This is a genomic window from uncultured Gimesia sp., assembly GCF_937919775.1.
In the GTDB taxonomy this organism is placed as follows: domain Bacteria; phylum Planctomycetota; class Planctomycetia; order Planctomycetales; family Planctomycetaceae; genus Gimesia.
The window spans coordinates 1-12,112 of the sequence record NZ_CALFPF010000036.1 but is presented as its reverse complement, the minus strand read 5'-3'; the positions used below and the strand labels follow the sequence as shown (position 1 = coordinate 12,112).

The window sequence follows — 12,112 nt, the reverse complement described above, 5'->3', positions numbered from 1 at the left end:
ATGTTTTACGCAAGTCATGAAGTTTCCAGCGAAAAATGTCGACCAGATCTAAAGGATAGGTACGATATTCGCATTTATTGAATCAGAAGCGGTTTCCGAGTGTAGAAACGCTTCTTCCTGCGTAGGAAAGCAGTTTTCTTGCGCACATATCGCAAATTTATTGGGCACGCCTGCCTCTGCCTCACTGTTGGAAAAGTTGGAACATCTATGCCTGAAGCGGAATGGGAGCGTCTTTTAGCGGAATCGCGTCATGAGTCGGGGGCCAACTGGAAACGGTGGGGGCCCTATCTGGCAGAGCGGCAATGGGGCACTGTACGCGAAAGTACCGGTGATGCAGATCCCTGGCTCGATTTCACTCACGAAGAAGCAACCTGGCGCACCTACCGTTGGGGGGAAGATGGTCTGCTGGGGATTTGCGACCGGCAATGTCGGCTCTGTTTCGGCTTGGCATTATGGAACGGTAAGGACCCGATTCTGAAAGAGCGTCTGTTTGGACTCACTGGTCCTGAAGGCAACCACGGCGAAGATGTCAAAGAGGCATACTACTATCTCGATTCCACGCCGTCCCATTCGTATTTGAAAGCGCTCTACAAATACCCGCAGGCTGAATTTCCGTATGCCGAACTACGCGCAGAAAACGCACGGCGGTCTCGAAAAGAGCCCGAGTATGAACTGACCCACACAGGCATCTTTGACGAAAGCCGTTACTTCGACGTACAGATGGAATATGCCAAGGCGGCCGACGAAGACATATTAATCCGAGTTACTATTTTTAACCGCGGGCCGGAAGCTGCGCCGCTGCACTTCCTCCCTTCATGGTGGTATCGCAATACCTGGGGCCCGACACTGGAGCATCCCGGCAAAAAACCGAGCTTGTCCCAAGTGGCTAACGACCAGCTTTTGGCAAAACACGAAACGCTTGGCGACTTTCAACTTTATGCTGATGTCGGTCCAGACGGTGAACTCCCCCAATGGCTTTTTACCGAAAATGAAACCAACACCTGGCGCTTTGACGATCCCAGCAGCAGGCGTCCTTCCTGCAAAGATGCGTTTCATTTAGCGATTGTCGATGGCGTAGAAGGGGTCGTGAATCCACGTCCCGCGGGAACCAAAGCGGCAGCCCATTTTCAGTGCACGATTGCCGCGGGTGAGTCGGTGCAATTTCGTTTGCGGATGTCGGCAATCGACGAACTGCCCGTCCATGCGTTTGGCGCCGGGTTCGATGATGCCATGGAACAGCGGATTGAAGACGCCGATCGCTATGCAAAATCGCTTGTTTCTCCAGGGCTTTCATCAGACGAACAACAAATTCTGCGACAGGCCGATGCCGGGTTGCTCTGGACCAAGCAGTTCTATCACTACGTGATTCCCCGTTCTTTGAAAAATCCGAAGAAAGGAGCAGCGGAATCCGTCCCACCGGCCCCTGGCGCGCCTGGCAGTCGGAACGCCGACTGGGGGCATTTATACAATCGCAATATTATCTCAATGCCCGACAAGTGGGAATATCCCTGGTATGCGGCTTGGGATTCGGCCTTCCATTTGATTCCGTTTGCCAAAATTGATCCCTTTTTCGCAAAGGAACAGGCGATTCTGTTTCTCCGTGAATGGTACATGCATCCCAACGGTCAACTGCCTGCCTACGAGTGGAATTTCAGCGACGTAAACCCGCCGGTTCATGCCTGGGCCTGTTGGCGCGTCTATCAGATGACCGCTTCCAACGGCGATCGCGACCGCATCTTCCTGGAACGAGTGTTTCAGAAACTGCTGCTTAACTTCACCTGGTGGGTTAACCGTAAAGATATCCGCGGCAAGCATGTCTTCAGCGGCGGGTTTCTGGGGCTGGATAATATCGGGATTTTCGATCGTTCGAAGCCATTACCCACCGGCGGGCACCTGGAACAAGCAGATGGAACTGCCTGGATGGCTTTCTTCTGTTCCAGCATGTTGTCGATTGCGTTTGAACTGGCCGATGACAATCCTGCCTATGAGGACATGGCCTCAAAGTTCTTCGAGCATTATGTCTCGATCGCCGAAGCGATGAATTCACTCGACGGTACCGGGCTGTGGGACGAAGAAGATGGCTTCTACTACGATCACCTCCATCTCGATGGACGTAGTATCCCGCTGAAAATTCGTTCGATTGTCGGGCTGATACCGCTGTTTACCGTTGACGTGCTGTTCGATGAGACCATCGATAAGCTGCCCGGTTTTCGCAAACGAATGGAGTGGTTTCTCCAGAGCCGTCCCGAATTAGCCAAGTTCATGACCTACATGGAACGCGATGCAGAAACTTCCGACGCTGGACGTCGTTTGTTGGCCATCCCCACGCGTGAACGCTTGATGCGAATGTTGCGTTACCTGTTGGACGAAGACGAGTTTTTATCTAACTTCGGCATCCGCTCCCTGTCCAAATACCACGAAGCGCATCCTTTCGAATACGAACTGAACGGCGAGCTTCTGCGTGTGCAGTACCAGCCGGCTGAGTCCGATAGCGGCCTGTTTGGTGGCAACTCCAACTGGCGCGGCCCCATCTGGTTCCCGCTCAACTATTTATTGATCGAAGCCCTGGAACGCTACCACATGTTCTATGGTAAGTCGCTGCGCGTCGAATGTCCGACTCGTTCGGGCAAATATATGGACCTGCAGGAAGTGGCCGACGAAATTCGTAAGCGGTTATCAAAATTGTTCCTTTCGAACGAAGAAGGCGACCGTCCCAGTTACTTCCGCACCGATGTTTTGTTGAACGATCCTAACTGGCGCGACCTCGTATTGTTCTATGAGTACTTCGACGCGGAAACAGGACGCGGGTTAGGTGCCAGTCACCAGACCGGATGGACGGCGTTGATCTCGCCCATCCTCGGCACATTGGCCAGCCGCTGCAAGTCGAAAAATAAGAGTGATGTTACCGCCAAAGGCGCATTACATCCTGAAGAAGCCGAGCATCGATTTTAACAGCAGGTCAGGTGACTGCTGAGCGCGTCGAAATGTTTCGTGACATCACGGTGTGTTCTCAGTAGAATCGGTGCTTTAACATCAACAGTTTCGATTAATACAGGGAGACTCTGGAATGAAAATCAAGCGCAAAGGCTCTGCTGTCTGGCAGGGGGGGATCAAGGATGGCAAGGGAGCGATCTCGACGGAGAGTGGTGCACTTTCAAGTTATCCTTATGGCTTCTCCAGCCGATTTGAAGGACAGAAAGGGAGTAATCCCGAAGAGTTGATCGGAGCCGCTCACGCCAGTTGCTTTACGATGGCGCTCTCCCTGATTCTGGGTGAGGCCGGTCTCACTGCTGAGCAGATGGAAACCTCTGCGGAGGTCACATTGGAGCAGGTCGAAGAGGGGTACGCCATTACTGCGATCCATCTGACGTTGAAGGCCAAAATACCGGGGGCGGATACAGCAAAACTGGAAGAACTTGCCGCAAAAGCCAAGTCCGGTTGTCCTGTTTCTAAGCTGTTTAAAGCAGAGATTACACTGGATGTCACGCTGCTTGACTAGCGAAAAAGGCTGAAGTCTGCCAACGGAATTCTACAGAAGGCGGGTCTGATATCTCTGCAATAGATCTCAGACCCGCCGATGGACTCAGTTTTTGACTCGATGTCACCCATTTATCACTCAGTCGACAGGGTTGTTACTGGTACTGGTTGGATCAGCTTGCTGCGTTTCTGAAGCCCTTTGCATGGTTATCGCAGGTGAAACTGGTTGGTAAACCAGTTTTCGGAGCACCACGTAAAAGACCGGGGTGAGAAAAAGACCGAAGAGTGTGACTCCCAACATGCCACTGAAGACAGCTGTACCGAGGGATTGACGCATTTCAGATCCGGCACCGGTTGCTATAACCAGAGGAATCACACCAAGGATGAATGAAAACGCGGTCATCAGAATCGGTCGCAATCGAAGGCGGCAGGCGTCGACCGCTGCATAGAACGGCGTCTTCCCCGCGTCTTCTTCCGCCTTGGCAAACTCCACGATCAAAATCGCGTTTTTACACGCCAGTCCGATCAAAACAATGAATCCAATCTGCACAAGAATGTTGTTGTCCATGTCTCGCAGCCAGATTCCGAAGATCGCACACAATAAACACAATGGAACAATCAGAATCACAGCCAGAGGCAGAAGCCAGCTTTCGTACTGTGCGGAAAGCGCCAGAAAAACAAACAGCACACAAAGTGGAAAGATATAAACGATCGTATTTCCTGCCGCCCTTTGTTGGTAGGCAATATCGGTCCATTCGAAACCGAAGCCCGGAGGAAGCGTTTCCCTGGCGATCCGTTCCATCGTGGCTATCGATTGACCTGAACTGAAACCCGGTGGTGTGTCGCCATTGATGTCAGCCGCAGGATACAGGTTATATCGTACAATACGATCCGGCGCGGTAGTCTCACGTAATGTGACCATTGAACCCAGGGGGACAATCGCTCCATTGCTGCTGCGCGTTCGAAGCCGGGCAATATCTTCTCGTTCATCACGGTATTGATAGTCGGCTTGTGCAGTGACGCGATAGGTACGACCCAGAAAATTAAAGTCATTCACATAAGCGGAGCCGAGATAAATCTGCAGCGCATCGAAGACGTTACTGATCGGGACATCCAGCATGCGAACTTTGGTACGATCGATGTCGGCATAGTATTGCGGGGTGCCGATCGTAAAGTTGGAAAATACCTGGACCAGCCCGGGTTCCTGTCTGGCCTTTGCGATGACGGCGTTGGTCACTTCTTGCAGTGCCACCAGTCCGGCACCGGATTTGTCCTGAACTTGCATTTTGAAACCGCCGCCCGTCCCGATGCCGCGCACTGGTGGAGGGGGAATTACAAAGACATTGGCGTCTTCAATGACACTGACTCGTTTTCGCAATTCAGCCAGCACCACATTCACACCCAGACCATCCTTTGCACGCTCTTTGGCATCCGTTAGAACGGGGAAAATTGCAGCAGAGTTTGAACTGTTGGCACGCGTTGCTCCCGAAAAACCGACAAACGAAACGGCGTTTGAAATGCCCGGTACTTCCAATGCCATGTCTGTGATGCGGCGTGTTACTGCATCGGTTCGATTCAGGCTCGCTCCGGGTGGCAACTGGATTGCAATGATCAGGTAACCCTGGTCCTGTGCCGGGATAAAGCCGGTGGGAACTTGCGTGAAACCGAACCAGGTTAAGCCGATCAGACCGCCATAAATCAGCAGCATGATCATACTCATCCGTAAGGCATGCGCTACAATTCTTGCATAAACGTCGCTTGTGACATCAAAGGCTTTATTGAATATACGAAAAGGAAAATCGCGTAATCGGACGAAGAAACGTGTCAACCGATTTCCGGATGAGCCGTTTAAACTGGTCCGTATTACTTTTTGCGGTCGCAGTAATAATGCACACATTGCAGGAGTTAAAGTCAGAGAGACGAATGTTGAGATGGTGGTTGAGACAGCAATGGTGATCGCAAACTGCCGATAGAATTGACCACTGATACCGGCAATGAATGCTGTCGGGACAAAGACTGCGATCAGTACCAGCGTAGTTGCAATCAACGCGGAACCAACTTCATCCATCGCTTTGCGGGTGGCGTCACGCGGAGAAAGCCCTGTGGCAATGAGGCGTTCCACGTTTTCGACTACGACAATGGCATCGTCAACCACAATTCCGATGGCGAGAACCAGGCCGAATAGCGATAAATTATTCAAACTGAAACCGATGGCCTGCATGACTGCAAACGTACCGATCAGCGAAATGGGGATGGCAATTGTCGGTACGATCGTCGAACGCCAGTTTTGCAGGAAAACGAATACCGTCAGAGTTACCAGCAGGCCGGCTTGCCATAGAGTCACGAACACTTCATCAATGGAATCTTCGACAAATGCCGTCGGGTTATAAATCACCTGATGTTTTAAGCCGGGAGGGAATTGTTGTGATAATTCTTCAACAGTGTGAATAATTCGTTCTGCCGTGGCGACCGCGTTTGATCCGGGACGCTGAAACATGGCAAGGGCCACTGCGTTTTTGTCGCCCAAATAACTGCGTACCGAATAGTCGGTGGCTCCCAGCTCAATGCGTGCCACATCATTCAAACGTACCAGACGTCCCTCAACGCCTGTTTTCAGGATGATGTCTCCGAACTCATCTGCCGTTTGCAAACGCCCGAGGGTGTTAACATTAATTTGAAACGCTTCTTTGGTCTCTGGCAAGGGTTGCTGTCCAATGCTGCCGGCAGCGACCTGAATATTTTGTTGACGCATTGCCAGCACTGCATCGCCGGGGGTAAGCTCGAGTGCCGCCAGCCGTTCCACATCCAGCCAGACGCGCATGCTGTATTGCGTGCCACCGAAAACCTGAATATCCCCCACTCCGTCCAGGCGGGAGAGGACATCGCGAATTTGCAGATAAGCGTAATTACTGATATAGAGTTGGTCGCGTGAGTCATCGGGAGAATAGAGGTGTATGACCATCATTAGGTCGGGAGAACTTTTACGTGTCGTCACGCCGATCTGTCTCACTTCAGCAGGCAGCGTCGGTTCTGCAATCGCAACTCGATTTTGTACGAGTACCTGGGCTTGATCAACATCAGTTCCGAGCGCGAACGAAACCGTCAGTGTCATTGAACCATCAGTCGTTGCCTGCGACTCCATGTAGACCATGTTGTCCACGCCGTTGATTTCCTGCTCCAGTGGAGTTGCCACCGTCTTGGAGATTGTGTCGGGAGTGGCACCCGGATAGCTGGCGCGTACAACAACGGTAGGTAAAGCGACTTCCGGATATTGAGCGACGGGAAGCAGAAAGTACGCCAGTCCTCCCACCAGAACGATTACAAGAGAAAGGACCGATGCAAAGATGGGACGATCAATAAAAAAGTGTGGGAACTTCATATTTAGCGTCCCCCAGTTTGACTGGCCGCAGATTTGGTTTTTGTATGATTATTGTTGGAAGAAATACCAGCAGGTGCAGGGCTGGAACGCCTGGAAAGCCATTTTTCCGGCGGTACGGGTTCGTAGTTGTCAGGTAGTCCCGTATCAGCGCTCGCTTTGATGACCTCCATAGTTGGTTCGACTGTCACACCCGGATAAATTCGCTGCAAACCATGCGTGACTAAGATTTCTGAACCATCCAGACCGGATCGAATGACGCGGAGCCCCTTTACGATCGGTCCCAGATTGACCGGACGTCGTTCCACCTTCTTGCTCTCATCCAGAAGATACACGAACTTCTCGGTCTGGTCGCTGCTGATGGCACTGTCCGGGATCAGTATTGCATCGTATCGCCCACTGCCTGGTAATCGAACTTCTGCGAAGAGGCCTGGTGTCAGCGTGTCGTCATCGTTCGGGAAAATTGCACGTCCCCGCATTGTTCCTGTATTGGGGTCGATGCGGTTATCGACGAAATCCATATGGCCCACGTGCGGAAATCCGCTCTCATCGATCAGGCGCATATACACGGGGTTTTTGACATCCCGAGAGCTTTCACGTGTTCCTTCGCGGGACAGGCGTGCGTACTTCAAAAAAGCTTGTTCGTCGGCATCGAAGTAACAGTGGATTGGATTGACGGACACGATGGTTGTCAATAACGTGGATTGTTCACTGCCACCGCTGATGAGATTTCCTTCAGTCACAAAACGCCGGCTGATACGACCGCTGATGGGGGCTCGAACTTGAGTATATTGGACATTCAGTTGTGCGGCCTCCAGATTTGCTTTCGCTGTTTCGATGGCCGCTGTCGAGGTTGCAATCCGTGCATTGGACGATTCAATTTTCGCATTTGCCGCTTCAAGTGTCGCTTTTGCCTGTAACTGTTCGCTCTCACGAACTTCCACTTCTTCTTGTGTGATTGCATCTTTGCGCACAAGTTGATGAACACGTTTTACACGTTGTTCTGCAAGAGTGAGGAGCGCGACAGAGTCCGCTTTCTCCGCTTGAGACTGTTTGAGAAGTGAATTTGATTCAGAGAGGATTGCTTTTGCTTCCTCTAAGCGGGCCGCTGCCGCATTCATTTCTGCAACGAAGGGGCGAGGGTCGATAATCGCCAGGAGATCTCCCTCTTTTACCAGATGGCCTTCATCAAAATGAGTTGACTGCAGGTAGCCGCTGACCCGAGCTCTGACCTCAACAGCGTCAATCGGAGCCAGACGTCCTGTATATTCGTCCCATTCAATGATGGGGATGACGAGTGGTTTGGCGGTCGTCACCTTTGGTGAGGGAGGAGCGCCTGCGGTGGGCAAATCCTGATTGCAGGAATACGAAATTAATAGCAGAATCATCAACACAGGGACTGTGCTACGCGACATCTTTGTGTTTCCCTCTTTGTTCCGACAAATGCCTAAGGCCTATTTGGTGCCTGAATCGATGTCGCCGCAGGCGAGCAATTTGACGCCTCTTGAGCAACTGATCTGATTTGATATCAATAATAAGACCGGTTTGGATTTGTCTGGTTCGGCTTCTTTTTGTTCATGTACAAAGGCTGACCTTTGCCGATCCAGAGGCGAGATATTGTGCGGTTGAGACGCTGTTCCGTTTGGAAATTTCCGCAGCAACTGAAATTTACCCTGCAATCTAGTATATCAAGCGAATTATTTGGATTCAGTAATTGTATACTGATAGGTAAGAAATATACAATTAGTCTTGGTCAGTCAAGTCCCTTATTGTATCATTCAGTAAAAAAGGATAGTTCAGAATGTCGGTAGGACGTCCGCGCGAGTTCGATGTCAACAAGGCCTTAGACCAGGCGCTGGACGTTTTCTGGCGGAAAGGTTACGAAGGTACCTCGCTTCCCGATCTGACCGATGCGATGGGAATCAATCGCCCCAGTCTGTATGCTGCATTCGGCAACAAGGATGCATTATTTCGTAAAGCCATTGATCGTTATCTGGAAGGTCGCGCCTGCCATTTTTATAAATCGCTCGAAGAACCAACTGCTCGTGCAGTCGTTGAAAAACTGTGGAGCGGGAGCATCGAACTGATCACAAACCCGCGTAACCCTCGCGGATGTTTCCTGGTGCAAAGTGCGCTGGCATGTGGAGACGCAGCCGAATCCATTCGCAAAGAAATGGTAAAACGCCGCACAAAATGCGAGGCTCTGCTGTGTGAACGATTCGAGCGGTCAATAGCCGACGGCGATCTCCCTGCTGGCTCGAATGCGGGGCATCTCGCCAAATATGTGTCAACGGTCTCCTATGGGATTGCCGTACAGGCAGCGGGAAATGCGACACGAGACCAGCTAAACCAGGTTGCGAAACTGGCCCTGCTGGCTTTTCCTTGAGATTGTGTTCTTGTTCCGTGTGTGCGGGAAGAACGATTCGGAAGGGAACGTGAGCGTTTCTGAAAGAAGCGTCTAACAATTTCTGTCTGGTATTCAGCGATTGATCATTTTCATTGCGGCTTCAGGGTATCGATCTCCTTTCACTTTTATCTGAGCGGCGGCATTCTCGATTTCAGAGAGATCGGATTCGGAGAGCTTGATCTCAGCCGCTCCGATGTTTTCCTCGAGTCGATGTACTTTCGTCGTTCCCGGAATGGGAACAATCCAAGGCTGTTGGGCCAATATCCAGGCCAGGGCGATTTGCGCCGTAGTGGCGTTGTTACGCTTTGCGATCCGATCAAGAAGTTCAATCAGTGCCAGGTTTGCTTTTCGATTTTCTGGAGAGAACCGCGGGACTTTATTGCGAAAATCACTACTGTCAAACGTAGTGGATTCGTCGATTTTACCGGTCAAAAAACCCTTCCCCAGGGGGCTGAAGGGAACAAAGCCGATTCCGAGTTTTTCGAGTGTCGGGAAGATCACGTCCTCCGGTTCTCTCCACCACAGCGAATACTCACTCTGCAGTGCGGTAACCGGTTGCACTGCATGGGCGCGGCAGATGACTTCGACGCCCGCCTCAGATAAGCCAAAGTGTTTCACCTTGCCAGCCTGAATCAGTTCTTTGACCGTTCCCGCCACATCTTCGATTGGAACGTTGGGATCAACACGATGCTGATAGAGCAGGTCAATATAGTCTGACTGCAGTCGCTTCAGCGATGCATCAACAACTTCCTTAATATGTTCCGGTCGGCTGTCGAGGCCGGTCTGTATGCCCTGCTCATCAATTGCAAATCCGAATTTGGTGGCAATCACTACCTGATCACGGACGGGGGCCAACGCTTTGCCAACCAGTTCTTCGTTCGTGTACGCTCCATAGACTTCAGCCGTGTCAAAAAAATTAACGCCCAGGTCAACGGCCGTTCTGATCAAAGCGATTCCTGCTTGCTCCTCAACGGGCTCACCATACCCGAAGCTCAAGCCCATGCAGCCAAGCCCCAGTGCGGAGACTTCCAGGTTACTGTTTCCAAGTTTCCGTTTCTGCATTGCTATTTCCTTTTGGTTGTTTCGGCGAGTTTTTTAAGTTGGGGTGTTTTTGTTGTCTGAAGAATCGGCTTTGGTCTGGTCACTATATTAGGCAGAATTATCGGGGGGCGAAATGACAATGCTCGATGAGTATTGAATAATCCTTTAATCTCAGAGGAATTTGTGTCAATGAGTTGTAAACGGACTATCCGAAAGGTTAAGAAAAACAGTTCAGGCAGACGACGAAACACTCACCCAAAACGAAACGAGACTGCTTTTGAAAAAGGCGCTCAAGGAACGAGAATTACCTCAACGCTGTTGGCAATGTCGTAGGGCTTCTTTCCATCCTTAGTTGCCACTTCACCAACGATTCTTACCGTTAAAGTGTAGCTGCCAGGTGGAAATGGATCGCCCTTCGGGTTGTCGAAGTCGGAAGGCCCAATCCAATTGCGCCCATCCCACTCGAAAGACGCAGCATAGACGCCGTGCTTTATCGTGCGTGCTGGTTTTTCCTCCTGTGGACCAAGACCAATATCCCGTAGCGAGTAGGACTGGCCGTTGCCAGAGATTTTTTCGAACGGAAATAGGCCACTTGGCCCCGGCCCGGACACTGATCCATTGTCTTGAGGACGTGGAATTACTTCGTAAATGTCTTGTTTGACACGAATTGTGTAATCAATGGTTATGCCGTTTGTCACTTCTGCAAGGGAGAAACGATACGCCATGCTCGGAAATTCGATGGAAATGATGCTTTCCATTGTTCCATTGCTTGCAACTTCAGTTGAGTCGACTGTGTCTGGCGTTAGTTTCGAGCAGCAAGACACAGCGACAGTTAACACGATCATTACAGCGGCACCTCTCAGCGAAATGGTCATTTCCTTCTTTCCTTTGTGCGAATTCTACTGCGGGACCGGGGTATTGAAGGCGTCAACATGTTTGACGCCGAAACCGTGGAGAAAGTTTCGAGACTTCAGTCGGGACTCATGCCGCTCCTACTGACGCTTATTCTGATCTGGGAAAAGTCTGTCTCCTCGATACTCGTCGTTCTCCTTCTTGCTGGCGACCAGTCGATCCAGTTGCTCATCGTGGGCCAGATAGATAAGACCAAAGCCCCTTGCCCCTTTTACCCAAGACTTTCTCGATGTGGTAGCGGTTAATCTGCTTGAGAGGTTCAGCGGGCGCAGCATTATCCGGCGAGATGGGGTTCCATTGTTGGTCCTCTTCTTCGCGAATGAGTTACCGAGGTTCTAGCAAATCTGACTTCCAATTTCATCAGGCAGCAAGCATTTAAACCAAGTCAAGCTAACTGTAGGTAACGACTTGCAGAAATGTCGGTCGATCAACCCTCGGAGAACAGGACACCGTTTGAACCGTTCAAACGGGTGAGAAACACTGCGATTCCAAGAAAAAAGCCCACCGCCGAAAACGACGATGGGTTTGGTTGGAAAGATAGTCGGGACGACAGGATTTGAACCTGCGACCTCTACACCCCCAGTGTAGCGCGCTACCAGGCTGCGCTACGTCCCGATTTTGATTTCGATGCTGATTCGATTGTTCAGCAAACGATAACTTACTTCTTATTCGCACTTTATCGCACGCTCGCCTGAGAAATTCAAGATAACCGAGTCACTTACCCGCTTTTGTCTTCAAAATAATCGGCGAAAACCAGTAAAACTGCATCTTTCACCAACCGATTCATCGCTGGAATTGTTTCAAAGGCGTTGGGTTCGCGGTTTCGAGTTTATTTAACGGGTTTTGATGGGTTGATGTAAGTTGTATATTAGTAGTAGTTTATGCGGTATTTGTGTTTC

The 12,112-nt window shown here is 50.9% G+C and carries 7 protein-coding genes and 1 tRNA gene; 3 read left to right on the top strand and 5 right to left on the bottom strand.

Annotated features, from left to right (window positions below):
• The first annotated feature begins 207 nt into the window (after nucleotides 1-207).
• Together Q0294_RS00970 and Q0294_RS00965 are read left to right on the top strand one after the other, a co-directional pair.
• Entirely contained in the window at nucleotides 208-2,952 is a 2,745-nt protein-coding gene (locus Q0294_RS00970; protein WP_299459810.1) for a glucosidase, read from the top strand.
• 115 nt (nucleotides 2,953-3,067) lie between these two features.
• Nucleotides 3,068-3,499 (top strand): OsmC family protein, encoded by a 432-nt coding sequence (locus Q0294_RS00965; RefSeq protein ID WP_299459807.1) that lies wholly within the window; start codon nucleotides 3,068-3,070, stop codon nucleotides 3,497-3,499.
• A gap of 117 nt (nucleotides 3,500-3,616) precedes the next feature.
• Here Q0294_RS00965 and Q0294_RS00960 read toward each other — a convergent pair whose 3' ends face one another.
• Complete coding sequence (locus tag Q0294_RS00960) at nucleotides 3,617-6,856, bottom strand: multidrug efflux RND transporter permease subunit (RefSeq protein WP_299459804.1); 3,240 nt, start codon at nucleotides 6,854-6,856, stop codon at nucleotides 3,617-3,619.
• A gap of 2 nt (nucleotides 6,857-6,858) precedes the next feature.
• On the bottom strand, nucleotides 6,859-8,268 hold the full coding sequence (locus Q0294_RS00955; protein ID WP_299459802.1) for an efflux RND transporter periplasmic adaptor subunit: 1,410 nt from the start codon (nucleotides 8,266-8,268) through the stop codon (nucleotides 6,859-6,861).
• 386 nt (nucleotides 8,269-8,654) lie between these two features.
• Between Q0294_RS00955 and Q0294_RS00950 the strand changes: the two genes are divergently transcribed.
• Entirely contained in the window at nucleotides 8,655-9,239 is a 585-nt protein-coding gene (locus tag Q0294_RS00950) for a TetR/AcrR family transcriptional regulator (protein ID WP_299459800.1), read from the top strand.
• 93 nt (nucleotides 9,240-9,332) lie between these two features.
• Here the strand turns inward: Q0294_RS00950 and Q0294_RS00945 are convergent, their stop codons facing one another.
• The 3 genes from Q0294_RS00945 to Q0294_RS00935 form a co-directional block, all read right to left on the bottom strand.
• Nucleotides 9,333-10,322 carry an aldo/keto reductase gene (locus tag Q0294_RS00945; RefSeq protein WP_299459797.1) on the bottom strand — a complete coding sequence of 330 codons (990 nt, stop codon included), beginning with the start codon at nucleotides 10,320-10,322 and terminating at the stop codon, nucleotides 9,333-9,335.
• Nucleotides 10,323-10,591: 269 nt separating this feature from the next.
• Complete coding sequence (locus Q0294_RS00940) at nucleotides 10,592-11,176, bottom strand: hypothetical protein (protein WP_299459795.1); 585 nt, start codon at nucleotides 11,174-11,176, stop codon at nucleotides 10,592-10,594.
• Nucleotides 11,177-11,754: 578 nt separating this feature from the next.
• Nucleotides 11,755-11,828 (bottom strand) — tRNA-Pro (locus Q0294_RS00935).
• Between the last annotated feature and the right edge of the window lie 284 nt (nucleotides 11,829-12,112).